The sequence below is a fragment of the uncultured Agrococcus sp. genome (assembly GCF_945915485.1).
GTDB lineage: Bacteria > Actinomycetota > Actinomycetes > Actinomycetales > Microbacteriaceae > Agrococcus.
This window is the reverse complement of record NZ_CAMEFJ010000024.1, coordinates 1-14,971: the sequence shown is the minus strand read 5'-3', so window position 1 is coordinate 14,971 and position 14,971 is coordinate 1. Positions and strand designations below refer to the sequence as shown.

The 14,971-nt window shown below is 61.9% G+C and carries 14 protein-coding genes and 3 pseudogenes; 8 read left to right on the top strand and 9 right to left on the bottom strand.

Annotation, left to right across the window (positions count from 1 at the left end):
* Positions 1-24: 24 nt before the first annotated feature.
* The 4 genes from Q0O95_RS06085 to Q0O95_RS06070 form a co-directional block, all read right to left on the bottom strand.
* Complete coding sequence (locus Q0O95_RS06085; RefSeq protein WP_293696400.1) at positions 25-1,377, bottom strand: cytosine permease; 1,353 nt, start codon at positions 1,375-1,377, stop codon at positions 25-27.
* A gap of 147 nt (positions 1,378-1,524) precedes the next feature.
* Positions 1,525-2,307, bottom strand: coding sequence for a thioesterase family protein (locus tag Q0O95_RS06080; protein WP_293696398.1), 783 nt, complete (start codon positions 2,305-2,307; stop codon positions 1,525-1,527).
* Between the two features lie 111 nt (positions 2,308-2,418).
* Positions 2,419-3,636, bottom strand: coding sequence for an amidohydrolase (locus Q0O95_RS06075; protein WP_293696396.1), 1,218 nt, complete (start codon positions 3,634-3,636; stop codon positions 2,419-2,421).
* A 5-nt stretch (positions 3,637-3,641) separates the two neighbouring features.
* On the bottom strand, positions 3,642-4,274 hold the full coding sequence (locus Q0O95_RS06070) for a phosphatase PAP2 family protein (RefSeq protein ID WP_293696394.1): 633 nt from the start codon (positions 4,272-4,274) through the stop codon (positions 3,642-3,644).
* A gap of 86 nt (positions 4,275-4,360) precedes the next feature.
* Here Q0O95_RS06070 and Q0O95_RS06065 point away from each other — a divergent pair, with 86 nt between their 5' ends.
* Positions 4,361-4,879: a GNAT family N-acetyltransferase gene (locus Q0O95_RS06065; RefSeq protein WP_293696392.1), complete on the top strand. Its 519-nt coding sequence runs from the start codon at positions 4,361-4,363 to the stop codon at positions 4,877-4,879.
* On the opposite strand, the gene Q0O95_RS06060 is transcribed toward Q0O95_RS06065, so the two are convergent.
* Positions 4,876-5,715, bottom strand: a complete 840-nt coding sequence (locus tag Q0O95_RS06060) for a TetR/AcrR family transcriptional regulator (RefSeq protein WP_293696390.1) — start codon at positions 5,713-5,715, stop codon at positions 4,876-4,878. The genes Q0O95_RS06065 and Q0O95_RS06060 overlap by 4 nt on opposite strands.
* Positions 5,716-5,803: 88 nt before the next feature.
* On the opposite strand from Q0O95_RS06060, the gene Q0O95_RS06055 reads away from it, so the two are divergent.
* Positions 5,804-6,790: an ATP-binding cassette domain-containing protein gene (locus tag Q0O95_RS06055; RefSeq protein ID WP_293696388.1), complete on the top strand. Its 987-nt coding sequence runs from the start codon at positions 5,804-5,806 to the stop codon at positions 6,788-6,790.
* A complete protein-coding gene (locus Q0O95_RS06050; protein WP_293696386.1) occupies positions 6,787-7,671 on the top strand; it encodes an ABC transporter permease in 885 nt (294 codons plus the stop codon). Before Q0O95_RS06055 ends, Q0O95_RS06050 begins: the two co-directional genes overlap by 4 nt.
* A gap of 48 nt (positions 7,672-7,719) precedes the next feature.
* On the opposite strand, the gene Q0O95_RS06045 is transcribed toward Q0O95_RS06050, so the two are convergent.
* The 3 genes from Q0O95_RS06045 to Q0O95_RS06035 all read right to left on the bottom strand — a co-directional run bounded on the left by Q0O95_RS06045 (position 7,720) and on the right by Q0O95_RS06035 (position 9,753).
* Positions 7,720-8,070, bottom strand: a complete 351-nt coding sequence (locus Q0O95_RS06045; protein WP_293696385.1) for a DUF2200 domain-containing protein — start codon at positions 8,068-8,070, stop codon at positions 7,720-7,722.
* A gap of 140 nt (positions 8,071-8,210) precedes the next feature.
* Positions 8,211-9,056: a hypothetical protein gene (locus Q0O95_RS06040; protein ID WP_293696383.1), complete on the bottom strand. Its 846-nt coding sequence runs from the start codon at positions 9,054-9,056 to the stop codon at positions 8,211-8,213.
* 175 nt (positions 9,057-9,231) lie between these two features.
* The gene (locus tag Q0O95_RS06035; protein ID WP_293696381.1) at positions 9,232-9,753 is read right to left on the bottom strand and encodes a hypothetical protein; all 522 of its coding nucleotides are present in this window, start codon (positions 9,751-9,753) and stop codon (positions 9,232-9,234) included.
* A 17-nt stretch (positions 9,754-9,770) separates the two neighbouring features.
* Here Q0O95_RS06035 and Q0O95_RS06030 point away from each other — a divergent pair, with 17 nt between their 5' ends.
* Together Q0O95_RS06030 and Q0O95_RS06025 are read left to right on the top strand one after the other, a co-directional pair.
* Positions 9,771-10,649 carry a helix-turn-helix domain-containing protein gene (locus tag Q0O95_RS06030; RefSeq protein ID WP_366516453.1) on the top strand — a complete coding sequence of 293 codons (879 nt, stop codon included), beginning with the start codon at positions 9,771-9,773 and terminating at the stop codon, positions 10,647-10,649.
* Positions 10,650-10,866: 217 nt separating this feature from the next.
* Complete coding sequence (locus Q0O95_RS06025) at positions 10,867-11,175, top strand: hypothetical protein (RefSeq protein WP_293696379.1); 309 nt, start codon at positions 10,867-10,869, stop codon at positions 11,173-11,175.
* A 631-nt stretch (positions 11,176-11,806) separates the two neighbouring features.
* Here the strand turns inward: Q0O95_RS06025 and Q0O95_RS06020 are convergent.
* Positions 11,807-12,088, bottom strand: a pseudogene (locus tag Q0O95_RS06020) (sigma factor-like helix-turn-helix DNA-binding protein); the annotation flags it as partial.
* Positions 12,089-12,336: 248 nt separating this feature from the next.
* Between Q0O95_RS06020 and Q0O95_RS06015 the strand changes: the two are divergent.
* From Q0O95_RS06015 to Q0O95_RS06005, 3 genes and pseudogenes are all read left to right on the top strand, one after another.
* A pseudogene (locus tag Q0O95_RS06015) lies at positions 12,337-12,570 on the top strand (hypothetical protein); the annotation flags it as partial.
* A 43-nt stretch (positions 12,571-12,613) separates the two neighbouring features.
* On the top strand, positions 12,614-14,752 hold the full coding sequence (locus tag Q0O95_RS06010; protein ID WP_293696377.1) for a heavy metal translocating P-type ATPase: 2,139 nt from the start codon (positions 12,614-12,616) through the stop codon (positions 14,750-14,752).
* A 24-nt stretch (positions 14,753-14,776) separates the two neighbouring features.
* Positions 14,777-14,971, top strand: a pseudogene (locus tag Q0O95_RS06005) (metal-sensitive transcriptional regulator); the annotation flags it as partial.

Here is a 14,971-nt window from a genome sequence, read left to right as displayed (position 1 = left end):
TCCGAACCTCCGCGTTCCGGCGAATCACCGCTTGGATGATTGCTGATCCTCTGCTTCAGCTTCCGAACCGGGTTGCAGTGTCTTGGCTGTCCCGATCCCGCGGACCAGCCCCAGCTTTCCCGCGATGACGTAGAGGATCATCGAGGTGAAGAGCGAGACCAACGGGGCGATGCCCCATTCGAGGAAATACCCGACGAGAGCGGAGGCGAACCAGATCACCAGCGTTGCCGGGACGATTCGAGGAGCTTCGGCGGGCAGGACGCCCTTGGCTCGTGACTCGTCGAGATCCCCGCGCCATCGCTTCACGATGAAGTACTCGGCGAGCATGATGCCTGCAATGGGTGGGAATGCGACGCCCAAGATCATGAGGAACTCGGTGAACCTGTCGAGGATGCCCGCTGCTGCCAGGATCGAACCGACGATGCCGAGCACCCAGGTGGTGGTGACACGGTTGAGGTTCTTGCTGAACGCCGTGGAGATGAAGTTCACAAGGCCGAGCGTCGACGAATAGAGGTTCCAGTCGTTGATCTTGAGAGTGCCCGTGATCACGACGAACAGGCCCACGATGCCGACGGATGATGTCACGATCGCGACGATGTCGCCAGTGCGGGCCGCGTGTGCAAGAAGCACGCCCGCCCCGCCGATCACGAGTTCTCCCAGCGTGACCCCGACGACCGTCTGCTTCACGACATCCGCTCCGCTGCGGTTGAACCGGGTCATGTCGGAGGTGATGATCGCCCCGACGATCAGCCCGCCGGCCACGATTGCGGTGCCCTGCCAGATGCTGAGGGAGGGGCCCGCGGGTTCGGATCTCGTGAGGAGCTCGACGACGTCGTGCCGGAGCAGTTCGCTCGTGATCGACCAGGCGACGAGAATGAGGAAGAGCGGCACGGTGATGTTCGCCAACCACTGCATGCCGATGAAGCCGAAGGCGACGATGGCGGTGACGGCGATGCCGAAGAGCAGACTCCAAGCCCACACCGGCATGACTCCGGGCATGAGGACGTCCAGGGACTGTGCCGAGATTCCTGACTGGATGCCGAACCATCCGATGAGGCTGATGCCGATCGCAAGTCCCACGATGGATGCGCCGATCTCCCCGAACCCTGTCCACCGTGCGAGGAGTGAGGTGTTGAGCCCCTCCTTCTGGCCGATGATGCCGACGATCACCATGATGATCTCGAGCAGCACGGCGCCGAGGATCAGCGAGAGGAACGCATCTGCGAATGACATCGCGTAACCGAGAGTCGCACCGAGAAGGAACTGGGAGAGTGCCGAGACCTGGCCGAACCGCTGAACTGCGATTCCGAACCAGTGTTTTTGTGCGGAGGGTTTCACCCTCGACAGTGCGAAGTCTTCGCCGAGCTGTTCTGACATGTGCTTCCTCGCTTCAAGGGACCAGTGTCGAAAAGCTATCGGCCCGTCGGAACCGTCACAATATGCGCTGAGCACAAACTCCGTTGCCGATTGTGCAATATGCACTTTCGGCTTAGGCGTTGGTCAGCGTGACTCCGTGGCTAGCGCTTACAGCGGTCGCACCGTCAGACACTGTGCTGCGGTGCCGAAGGGCCCGGACTCGTCGTGCAGAACGGTGTGCGTAAGGCCCACTCCGCGCTCACCGTAGGAGACCGACGAGTCGTATCCGAGTCGTTCGCCCTTCGGCTCACGGATCATGTGGATCGTCAGGTCGAGGTTGGGGAAGGCGACCGTGTTGATCGCCTGCCGTGGCGTCAGCCCGTTCGCGAAGTCCACCATGCCGATGATGCGAGCCAGATCGCTCGTCGGCTCGCTTTCGATGAGCGGTACGAGAGGGCGAACCCACGACGACGCGCGACCGGGGTGCTCCTCTCTGCTGCTGACCTCGATCGAACGAACGCATCCTCCCGGCCATTCGTCCGTTATGCGCCCGGGGCCCATCTCCTCGCGTGACGAGATGCTCGGCAGCTCGTTCGCCGCTATAGCTTCAGTGTCGAATGCCTGCATGAACCAGGCTCGAAGAATGACCGCGACGCGGCCACCCTGCGAGAGCGTCGCCTCGACCAGCTCGATTGTCCTGCCGGGTCGAAGCACTCGAATGTCGACTTCGATCTCGTCCAGCGTGAAGGTGCCGAGGATGTCGTATGACAACCGGCCGATATTGAGGCGGTCGTCGCGGCGACCCGCGTGGTCGTTCTCGATGAGGTGCGCGAGCAACCCGAACGATGGCGCGACGTGTTGCTCATTGACGTTCCATGCGCCTGAAACGTGCTCGGTGGCCTTGAATGTGCGGTCATCGATTCGGACGAAATACGACGTTGCTTCTAACACTGTTCCTCGCTGCGGTGGGGGAGTCGGTTCGCATCAGACTACCGGTGAGGTCCGACGCTTGTGTGACGACGGAGTCAGCGCGAGGAACGGCATTCTGCAGCCGGTCAGCCCTTACCGCCGCAGCAGGGTCAGTGCGGCTGCGATGTGGGATGCGCTGAGCCGTTCGAGGGTCGGCTCGGGAGCCGGTGCGAAGGCGGGGGAGTGATTGCTCGGAATGTCTGCTCCGAACTCCCCGGCGGTGGCCGCTTCCCAGAGCTCGTGCGGTGTCGAGCCGACGAACCAGTAGCAGTATGGTGAATCGAACGCAGCGGGGATGGCGTCGAAGTCTTCCGAGGCCGTTACTCGAGATGCGGGCACCGCATCCTGGCCGAACGCGTCACGGAAAGCCGCGGACACCGTTGCCGTCAGCCCGGCGTCGTTGACCGTGACCGGGCACGGTACGTCGTAATGGAACTCGGGTTCGCGAGGCGACCCGGAGGCTGCGCACTCAGCGCGCACGATACGTTCGACTGCTGCTCGCAGGCGATCCTGCACGTCTTCGTCGTAGCTGCGAACGTCGACCTGCAGTTCAGCGGAGTTGCTGATGATGTTCGATGTCGAGCCAGCGTGCAGTGAGCCGACCGTCACGATTGCGAATGTGCCCGGCGCGATCTCGCGTGCCACGATGCCCTGCAGCCGTTGCACGATTGCGGCGGCCAGGACAACGGGATCAACCGTCAGATGCGGCATTGATCCGTGCCCACCCCGCCCGTACACGACAACGCGGATCACATCGAGGGCGGACATGACGGGGCCGGGCGCGGACAATACCTGCCCTGGAGGGCCGGGAAGGACGTGAGCAGCGAAACAAGCGTCGGGTCGAGGGAAGGCGTGCGTTAGCCCGTCCGCGACCATCGCGTGTGCCCCGGATCCCAGCTCCTCTGCAGGCTGGAAGACCGCGATGTACGTGCCTCGCCAGTGCTCTCGCTGCTCGTGCAGTGCCCGAACCGCTCCCATCAGACCTGCGACGTGGGCGTCGTGGCCGCACGCGTGCATGACACCGGGTGTTTCCGATGCGTAGTCCAGCCCCGTTGCTTCCATGACGGGGAGTGCGTCGAGGTCGGCGCGACCGAGAACGGTGGGGCCTTCGCCGTTTTCGAGAGCGGCGACAACGCCGGTTCCGCCGAATCTTCGAGTTTCGAGGCCGAGATCCTGCAACTCCTGCTCGACTCTGACGGCGGTCTTCTTCTCCTCGCCGCTGAGCTCCGGTTGCCGGTGCAGGTCTGTGTACAGTCGCAGCTGCCAGGATGCGTGCCGCGTGAGGCCCGGGAGGAAATCTTCGAGTGTCACGTTATCTATCCTCTCAGCGGCTGCACGGATTCGCGTACTGCCGGCCGGTCGTGTTCGATCCATGCGCGCATGATCACGGTGATAAGAAGAGCGGCGGCGATGCCCAGGAGGGCGCCTCCGAGCGTGTCGGTCAACCAGTGAGCGGCCAACAGCGTCCTTGTGAAAGCCATGAGCAGCGCCCACGCGCACGTTGCAAGCGAGATCGTCCATCTGGGAAACAGGATGCCGAGCACAATGGCGATGGTTGCCGCGTTCGCGGTGTGGCCGGAGGGGAATGATCCGAAGTCGGCGGCGACGAGGAGATCTTCCGGTCGCACGCGTCCGAAGAGCGACTTCATGACTTGCACGAGTAGTGCACTGGACGCAAACGCCGTCACTGCGTACAGTGCGCTGCGCCAACCCCTCACAATCAACACCGTGACCGCGATTCCGAGCGGCACGATCAGCACCCCGATGAATCCTCCTCCGAGCAGATCCAAACCGAGCGCAAAGGAGACCAATGCCGGCGAACGCATGTCCGCGACTATCGCGTGCCACCACTCGTCGGCCTGGGTGGAACTGCCGGCAACGAGACCACCGAGCAGGGCAGCGAGCCCGAGGAAGACGAGTGCAGCTACGATTGTGCTCCCGGTTCTCATACTCTGATCTTCGCGGATTCGACCTTGACCTTGGCTCGCCTCGCCGCTGGTAGCGAAAGCTCAAAATGGCACAGTATTCTGACGGCATGGAGCATCCGGAATCGTTCGCACCGCAGGGTGCGCCACTGCACACTGCACTGCATCTCCGAGACGATCGGATCCTTGCTGTGCGAGAGGTGGAGGTGACGGAACCGGCGGCACTGGAGGCTCAACACGCTTACGCCACGGAACTCCTTGAGCGGTTCGGCTTCTCGATACCGACGTCCGACGAGCCTCAAGAGGGCGCCAGATTCATCGCTATCTTGCACGACAACACGGTCGTTGGATATGGCGGCATCCGACCGGTGCCAACACGTCTGGCAGCCGCGGAAGTCAAGCGGATGTGGGTGGACGACCAGTGGCGACGGTCCGGGTTGGGATCCGCCTTACTGCGGCGTCTGGAGGAGATCGCGGCCGAAGACGGGTACAGGGAAGTCGTGCTCGATACCAACGGTGCACTGTCAGAGGCGATCCGACTGTACGAGCGAGCCGGATACCGTCGCGTGCGGCGCTACAACGATAATCCCGACGTGGAGTTGTTCTTCGCGAAAGATCTCGTTGGTTAACTCTGACGGGCGGCGATTTCCAGCTTGAAGCCGTTCAGCAAGTGCCGAAGACCGAACGCGAAGTCCTGCTCCCAGCTGCCATCGAACATATCCTCACTCATTGTGGCCAGCACGGGAAACCTGCCTGATTCCATCGCTTGAATCAGGTGTGGTGCTTGACGCTCCCAGAACTCCTCATCCGAAATACCGGTCTCCTGGGCCGCGCTCTCTTCCATGACCCGCTGTTGCACCGTGCCGGTGACGAAGCCGTCGATGGTCGTGACGAGGGCGATCTTCTCTCTGTCGCTCAGCGGCAGTGTGCGGAGCTCGGCGACGATTCGTTCCAGCTCAGCGACGCTGTTCGGCCCCAGCATCGGCCTGGCGATGCTGACATGCAGAAACCACGGGTGGCGAAGATATCGCGCCCGGTGCTGCCAGGCGTATAGCTCAAGAGTCCGCAGCCATCCCTCGGTCTGTTCGGTCTCGAACGCCGCGTCGGTACGCGTCTCCACCGGAAGCGCCATGACCTGATCGAGCATGAGACTCAGCAGTTCGAGTTTGCCAGGCACGTAGCGATAGAGCGACATTGCGCCAACTTCCAGATCCTTTGCAAGACGCCGCATCGAGAGCGCGTCGATGCCTTCGTCGTCAGCGATGGCGATCGCCGCGGTCAGGATCTGTTCCAGACTGAGCGATGGTTTCGGGCCCTTGCCGGATTGCGGCAGGCCGTTCCAAAGCAGTGCATGCCCTCGTGCGAGCGATTCCACGTTCTTGTTTTCAAGCCGCGACATCGTGCGTCTGAGCTTCGCGTGCCCACGTGTCGATCCTTCGGGACCGTCGCCCTCTTGTACTGACACGCTGCCTCCCTGACGCGGTGATTGCTTCTGCGTTCAGTGTACGCTATTTTAATGCGTACACTGAACGCAGAAGGTGGAGGTGGCTCGGATGACAGGGCGAACATGGGCAATTGAGGCCCACGGATTGACGAAGCGATATCGCGGGAAAGTCGCGCTCGACGGCGTGGACCTGCAGGTATCCGCGGGTACAGTGCACGGACTGCTCGGGCCGAACGGGGCCGGGAAGACGACGACCGTGCGAATACTGACCACGCTCACGAGAGTTGATGGCGGCACTGCGAGCGTCGCGGGATACGACGTACAGCGACAGTCGAGGCAGGTGCGCAGGAACATCGGGCTGACGGGGCAGCAGACTACTGTCGATGACCTTCTCAGCGCACGCCAGAACCTCATCATGTTCGGCAGGCTCTTTCGGCTCGATCGGGCGGCCGCCAGACGCCGAGCCGATGAGCTGTTGGAGTTCTTCGGGCTCGAAGAGGCGCCGGGGAGAAGCCCGAAGTGGTTCTCCGGCGGGATGCGCAGGCGGCTCGATCTCGCGGCATCCCTGATTCTGGCGCCCAAAGTGTTGTTCCTCGACGAACCGACGACGGGGCTCGACCCGGCGGGTCGCAGAGAAGTCTGGCAGGCGATTCGAACGATGGCGACCAGCGGCACCACGGTGCTGCTGACGACGCACTACCTCGACGAGGCCGACAAGCTCTGCGACCGGGTCAGCGTCATCGACCGGGGGAGGAACTTCGTGGAAGACACACCGGCTGGGCTCAAGCGGCGCATCGGTGACGAGCAGCTCGAAGTCTCGATCGCGCATCCCGACCAACTCGAGCGTGCCGGAGCGCTCGTGGGTCGAATCACCGGCACCGACCCCGTCGTCGATCGCGAGGAGAACACCGTCACCGCACCCGTTGCCGACGGCGTCGAAGCGCTCACCTCGGTGGCTGCGGCCGTGCGAGCGGAAAGCGTTGGCATAACCGACATCGGTCTCCGGCGACCAACGCTCGATGAGGCGTTTCTGCAACTGACCGACGGATCCGTGCAGCCTGTCGGTGACACCGCACTCGAAGGGAGCAAGCGATGAGTAAGAAGAACACCGGGATACAGGACGCAGACGCAATGTCCCCCAGGGGCCTCGAGCCCGTCGAGACGTTGGCCTCGCGTGCGCTCTGGGCCGTCAAAGACTGCTGGACGATCGTGGCGCAGGAGTTCACGCATCTGGTGCGGCAGCCTGGCACGTTCGCGTGGCAGCTCGGGATGCCCGTGATCATGGTGCTGATGTTCGTGTACGTCTTCGGATCGGCCATGGACGTGACCGGGATGGGCGCCGGCGAGGGATACGTCGACTACGCCATGCCGGGGATGTTCGCGATGACGATGGCGTTCGGGCTCATGAACACCGCGTTCGCGGTCACGCTGAACAAGGAGAAGGGGTTCATGGATCGTTTCCGCTCCATGCCGATGTCTCCCTCGGCAGCTGTGACAGGGCGTGGCGTTGCCGATCTTCTGCATGCGGCGATCGACCTGGCGATTATCGCCGGTTTAGCACTGGTCGTCGGTTGGCGCCCCGGCGGAAACCTGGCCGAGACTCTGCTGGCGTTCGGTCTGCTGCTCTGGTTGCGCCTGGCGCTGATCTTCGTCGGCGTCTATCTGGGCTTGCTCATCAACAACACCGAGATCGCGGGCAATCTTTTCGCTGTCGTCTTCCCTCTCGGGTTCATCTCGTCGGTCTTCGCCCCTCCCGGCATGATGCCCGGGTGGCTCGGCGCTTTGGCTGCCTGGAACCCAGTGTCGTCAACGGCTAACGCTATTCGGGAACTGTTCCATACGCCCGGCATCGAGTCTTTTGAAGTGCAGTACTGGATCGACGGGCACGCTGTCATCGGGGCTCTCGTGTGGCCGGCGCTGATCACGCTGGCGTTCGTCCCGCTGGCCGTTCGCCAGTTCAAGAACCTGAGTAGATAGATGCGCCGCGCTGCTGAGCTGGCGCTGCCCGTCGTTTGAGCGGGGACGTCAGTTCCGCAGAATCTTCTCCATCGCTTTGCCCTTCGCCAATTCGTCGACGAGTTTGTCGAGGTATCGGATTTCCCGCATGGTCGGCTCTTCTATCTCCTCGACTCTGACGCCGCACACCACACCTTTGATGAGTGAACGGGACGGGTTGAGCGCTGGAGCCTCGGCGAAAAAGGTTTCGAAGTCGGTTTCATCGGCTAGCCGCGCAGCGAAGGAGGCGTCGTCGTACCCCGTCAGCCAAACGATGATCTCGTCGACCTCTTGTTTCGTTCGCCCCTTCCTTTCGGCCTTCGCAATATAGGCGGGGTACACGCTCGCGAACGCTTGCGTGTAGATCCAGGGTTTACTCATGGTTTCCCTCTTCGCTGTGGGCCGTCAGAGCGCGTCGCCGGGTACGTAATCCTCCCAGACGATCGATTGTCGTTCGCGGCGATTTTCGATGAGACGCGAATGGCGACCCGCTCGGGGCCGCCATTCGGTTTCACAAAGAGTTACCGGCCTGTGTCAACCTGGTCCGGTTTGCGAGGAGGTGTCGGCTCTTCGTCTTCGTCGTCCTCTTCGACGTCTTCGTCCTCGTCGTCTTCATCTTCGTCACCGGAGTCCGGGGCGCAGTCGCCTGTCCCGAAGTAGTGCGTGTCTCCGTTGAACGAGATCGAGTTGATGACGGCGCCCTCTGAGCCTGTGAACCCGATGCCGAGGAGCTCGATGACGTCACCCCAGACATCGATGTCGGATTGCAGGAACTCGAGAATCTCATCCAGAGTGTGGCCGTCCTCGGGGAAGTAGCCAGAGCTGTCGATCATCACGACATCGGCCAGCGTGTGCACGCCTGGGCCGAAGCCCTCTGTATTGCGCAGGGTCGTGAAGAACGGCTGCTCATCCGTCTCACCATCGAAATAGGCGAAATACGGAATCTGCAGCGTCACGCTGCCTTCCGCGACATCGATTTCGATGGATTCGAGAACCGAACGGAAGTTGTCCTCAACGCTGGCGTCCGGGTCTGCGGTGGGGCGCTCTGCTATGGGGAAGCCCCTCAACACCTGCGTTACGGTCCGCTCGACGGGAGCGAGCGTCGTCACTGAACACTCGCCGAACTCGAGGCTCGCATCCACGGCTGTGCCCGGTGTGTCGACGTTGCCGACGTGCCACTGGTCGTAGTTGTAGTCGGGGGAGCCCTCGTCCCCGTTCTCCCAACCGATGATGTCATCGGGGCCGACATTGTAGTCAGCCGCGAACGCGGGGTTTACGGCGCCGAAAGTGAGCGCCGTCGCTGCGACGGCGGCGAATCCCAGTTTCAACGCACCAAACCGTTTCGGTCGTGCGGTCTTGTCAGTCATGATTGCCTTCCAGGATGCTGGTGCGTGACTCCCCAGCGACCGCAAAGCGAAGCCGGTGCAAGATATCAGAACGGTGCGAGTGGAGTCTCCCTCAATCCTATGCGAATGCTAAGAGTGTGGGCAAGCCTTCTTCCCTTTTCTGGGCCAATTTCCCGCTGACAGTTGTTGGCTGGTATCAGCGGATTGTTGTTTTTCCGAAGGGAGTGTTGCTCGCAACATCTCTGCCCTCCGTGTTCTCGTTGTGGCTGGAACCGGCTTGTTCGCTTCGCGGAGCGGGTTCGCCGATGCTGGTCCGGCGCAAGCCGATCACCTGGGCAACGGCGAAGCCGAGTACAACGAACGCCTGGAACACAGCCCATACCGTGCCCACGGAGGTTAACCAGTCGATTGTGATCACGTAGAGAACAGACGCGATGGACCATGCGGTGTTCATGACAATGGCGAACCATACGCCGGCCGGAGGAAGTGACCGCGCAGTTCCGACCAGCAGAATCACGAACGCGTAGCAGGTCAGGAAGACGCCGATGCCGACCAGGAAGGGCGCAGGAGGCCCGAGCAGAGTGGTGAGCAGTGTTGCCGCGGCGATATAAGCTATGCCGTTTGCTCCGGTGACGGCAGCGTCCGACAACATGGCGACGCGCAACCACCGTTTCTTGCTTTGCGCGGGTAGGGGCGGGGATGACGTAGTGGAGTCCATGGCCCCAGTCTCTCGACGTGGGGGTAGTGGAGTCGATTACCTCCGAGGTAGTGGAATCGAAGAAGCAGTTCGGCGAGAGTACAGCTGTGAGTACACCTACGAAGAGCGATGTGCAATCGAATGTCAGTCAGTCGGCCGGGGGATTGATCCGGCGTTGGCGAGCGGCTCGACGAATGAGCCAGATGGACCTTGCACTGGAGTCTAGGATCTCTCCTCGCCATCTCAGCTTCGTGGAGACCGGCCGTTCCAACCCCAGCCGAGCCACACTGTCCAGTGTCTCGATCGCCCTCGACCTCAGTCTGCGTGAACACAACAGCCTCATGATGGCTGGTGGATACTCACCCACCTATCCGAGCACTCCATGGACCGCGCCTGAGCTGCAGATCGTCCAGCGGTCACTCTCTGAGATGGTTCGGGCGCATGCACCTTTCCCCGCGATGGTGGTCGATTTCAGGGGCGACATTCTCCTGGCCAACGACACGTTGTTGGAGCTTGTCGGCGATGTTGCGGACAAGCAGAAGCCGTTGAACGCGTACCGTCTGGTTCTAGGGCAGGACGGGATCGCCGATCGAATCGTCAATCGCGACGTGTGGCATTCCCACATGGCTGACTGGGTCATCGAGCGCGCCGCCGAGACCGGCGATCCCGCTCTTCTCGCGACCGCCGAGTCGGTTACTGCACGGCCACATACTGGTCGCAGCGATGAGCGTTCTATGTCCAGTCCGGTCTTGCCGCTGCTGCTGGAGTACGACGGCGACGTGCTCACCTTGACCAGTATCCGCGCATACCTTACGGAACCTCGTGATGTGACCGCCTCCGAGCTCTGCCTCGAAACTTTCATCCCTCTCGACGACTGCACAAGGACAGCGCTCGCGAAGATTGCCCATTTGGGGTAACGGGGACGCAGCCTTCATTAAAACATTGTGCTGCACGGATGGATCACACTCACCGCAGCCGCCATTGGCTTGCTACCTACGGCTGGCATAATCATCTGGATTTGGGATCACGACCTCGCTGTGGTTTCCCGCTCTGAGGCCTGTCGCAAGCGTGCTCAATGGAGCGCTGACTGCTTGGCTATTGGGGAAGATCACGATCAACTTCTTGAATTCCCGCATGGTTGATGTCTTCAGCCGCATTCGGTACGCACGTGTGTTGCGAGAAGGACCAACCAAATTGTTCGACGGCATCGCCGATGCGACGCTGAAAGGTGAAGCGCAAGCAGCAGAAGAGAAGCAGCCGGAGCGCGATAAAAACTTGCGAAAGCTGAGAAAGACTAACCGCTCGAGTGCCAGCTCTCGGAGCGGCGGGCAGGGCGGTTGTGCAATGCAGCTAGTATTCCGTCGATTGCAAGTTTCCGGGTTGGCCACGATCCGACTCCATTCCAAGCGTAGTGATTGGAAACTCGGGCATTTGGTTGACTAGACCGTAGCCACACGCGTTGCCATAGAGCATCCATGAGCTGCGTGGCCGAGGCATAAAATGAGGGAGAGGCTCAAACCCGACAAGAGCGCTAACTCCTGTCGAGGGTTTGAACCTCTCCTACTTTCCGGGTCCCTGCGTAGACAGTTCTCAAACCCCACCCCGAAGCTGAAATCATTGATTTCTCGCTGGAAACGAGGGGTATACCGGGTGTCTCTGCGGACCGATAACACTCCGATTCAGGACGTGCGAGGTCCTTGCGTTAAGAGGATTGGGAAACCTCAAACCTTTCTCACCCCCGCAGAAGTAGAGCGCCTGGTCGACGATTACCTCGCTGGTCTCAGCGTCGGATACTTGGCTCAGAAGTATGGTGTGCACCGTGCGACAGTTTCGAAACATCTCACCCGGAACAACGTCGTGCGACGTCAGCACGGCCTCACAATCGAGGAAGCCGCAGAGGCAGTAAAACTGCACGGCGGTGGCGTCTCGATGCGCGCGATTGCCCGCACGCTCGGCGTCGACCGGAAGCAGGTACGCGTTTCCCTCGTCGCCGCCGGTTCGCCTGCCTTGCAACAGAGCTTAAACACCCCGCTTGAACAGTCGTCTGATAGGGGCGCGCAGCCACCGCGGAGGCCTACTCGAGATAATCGCGAAGCTGGTCTGACCTCGACGGATGGCGCAGCTTCGCCATGGTTTTTGACTCAATTTGACGAATCCGCTCTCTCGTCAAACCAAAATTTCCCCAATTTGTTCGAGTGTTTGGGGTTCAATCCCACAAGCCAAAGCGCAGTTGAATGATGCCGGCCTCACGCTCAGTCAGTAAATCAAAGAGGTGCACAAGTATCTGCTGCAGCATTCTCGACATCACAATATCTTCTGGTTCCACCGCCTCGGTATCTTCAATGAGGTCGCCGAATGAAACTTCCTGGATGTGCCCTGTTTCAAGGAGCGGGACTGCTGCACGGATAGGTGACAGTTCTAGTCACGCCGCCAGTGCGACGTCACTCGATCTCCTCTGCAACCCGTCAGACTTTGACCGAACCTTTTGCGACCGGCGCACGGCAAAGTAGCGCTTGGTACTTCTCAACAGCTTCTGCCATTTGCTCTACAAGTCTGGGTCGGAAGACGAACTGCTTGAAGGTCGGTGAGTAGAGGCAGTAGCCCGGCGATCTGCGGAGCGCTGTCGATGTGATCCGACTCTGACGCAAGACGCTCGGCACCATCAAGACGAACCTGTCTTGGGCGTTCGCCTATAATGTGGCAGCGATTCCGGTCGCAGCGCTCGGTATGCTCAACCCAATGCTCGCCGGCGCGGCGATGGCGTTCTCGAGCGTCTTCGTCGTTGGCAACAGCCTGCGTCTGCGCGGCTCCACGTCCATCACCAAGCAGGCGGCCTAACCTAGCACACCGGGCCCGGTCGCCCAGCCGAGAGGAGACACCCATGACGAAGCCACACGCGGGCCACGGGCGCGACCACGGGCCTCACAGTGGCCACGAGCACCACGAGCACCACGAGTACCACGAGCACCACGAGCGCGCTGGGCACGAGGATCACGGTGGTCACGCTGGCCATGGTGGTCACGCTGGCCATATGGGCCACGGCGATCATGTGGCACAGTTTCGGCGCCTGTTCTGGGTGAATCTCGTGCTCGCGGTGCCAGTCGTCGCGTTCTCGCCAATGTTTGCCATGATCCTCGGCTATTCAGTACCAGGCTGGGCCACCTGGATCGCACCTGTTATCGGCACCGTGATGTATGTCTGGGGCGGCTCCCCATTCTTGACGGGCGCGGTGAGCGAAATCAAGGCCCGCAAACCGGGCATGATGCTGCTGATCGCCCTGGGCATCACCGTGGCATTCCTCGCATCGTGGGGCGCAACACTCGGGCTGTTGCATCACGAGCTCGAATTCTGGTGGGAACTCGCGCTGCTGGTGGTCATTATGCTGCTCGGGCACTGGATCGAGATGCGTTCGCTCGCCCAGACCACTTCTGCGCTCGACTCCCTCGCGGCGCTTTTGCCCGACGAAGCCGAGCGGGTCGAGGGTGAAACGGCCGTCACGGTGAGCCCGGCGGAGTTGCGCGTTGATGATCTCGTGATCGTGCGCCCGGGCGGCAGCGTGCCGGCCGACGGCATGATTGTTGACGGACGTGCGGCCATGGATGAATCGATGATCACCGGCGAATCGCACCCCGCGACCCGCAGCGAGGGCGATGCGGTGACCGCCGGCACGGTCGCGACCGATTCGGGGCTGCGTGTCAGAGTCACCGCCATCGGAGACGACACGACACTTGCCGGCATCAACCGACTCGTCGCCGACGCGCAGAACTCGTCGTCTCGGGCGCAGCGCATCGCCGACCGGGCTGCAGGGTGGTTGTTCTGGTTCGCCCTCGCCGCAGCGGTCATCACCGCGATCGTTTGGATGCTCGTGGGCGACTCAGATGCGGCCGTGATGCGCACCATTACCGTGCTGGTGATCGCCTGCCCGCACGCGCTCGGCTTGGCGATTCCGCTCGTGGTTTCCATCGCCACCGAGCGCGCGGCCCGCGGCGGGGTGCTCGTGAAAGATCGTCTCGCGCTCGAGACGATGCGCCAAGTCGACGCGGTGCTCTTCGACAAGACGGGCACACTCACCAAGGGCGAACCGGTTGTCACCGGCGTCGCGCCAGTCGGCGATGTTGACGAGCACGCCCTGCTGTCCCTGGCCGCCGCGGCCGAGGCCGACAGCGAGCACCCCCTCGCCAAAGCGATCGTCGCCGCGGCGAGCGACCGAGGCCTCAGCCTTGCACCCGCCACCGGGTTCTCTTCTTCACCGGCGGTTGGCGTCACCGCCACCGTGGCCGGCCAAGAGATTCGGGTCGGTGGGCCCCGGCTTCTGGAAGAAACCGAGCAGCCCGAGATCGGTGCAGCCGATGCCTGGCGGGCCGAAGGTGCCATCATTCTGCATGTCGTTCGTGACGGAATCATGATCGGCGGGTTGAAGCTCGCCGATGAGATTCGCCCGGAGTCGCGCGATGCCGTCGCCGCACTGCATCGGCGCGGTGTTGAGGTCGTGATGATCACCGGTGACGCTGCAGCCGTCGCGGGGGAGGTTGCTCGCGAACTCGGTATTGACCGTGTGTTCGCTGGCGTGCGCCCCGAAGATAAGGCCGCGAAGGTGGCCGAGTTGCAGCACGAAGGCACGGCTGTCGCGATGGTCGGCGACGGTGTCAACGATGCCCCCGCCCTCGCGCAAGCCGATGTTGGTATCGCTATCGGGGCGGGCACCGATGTGGCGATCGCGTCGGCAGGGGTGATCCTCGCCAGCTCTGACCCGCGTTCGGTGCTCTCAGTGATCGAACTCTCACGTGCTGCCTACCGCAAGATGAAACAGAACCTGTGGTGGGCGGCAGGGTACAACCTGATTTCGGTGCCGCTTGCCGCCGGTGTGCTCGCCCCCGTCGGGTTCGTGCTGCCGATGTCGGTCGGAGCGATTCTGATGTCGCTGTCGACGATCGTCGTGGCGCTGAATGCCCAGCTCTTGCGCCGCATCGATCTCAGCCCAGAAGCCAGCACTCGCGCCGTGCTCGAACGCGCGAACTGACCTCACGCAGCCCAGGATCAGCACATGTCATCAACCACTGAATCGCACGCGTCGCACCACGGGTATATCGGCGATAAGAAGCGCTACCTGCAGCGCATGAAACGAATCGAAGGTTAGGCCCGGGGCATCGCGAACATGATCGACGAAGAGCAGTACTGTATCGGCATTCTGACCCAGGTCAGTGCGCTCACCCGCTCGCTGCAGGGGGTGGCGACGGGG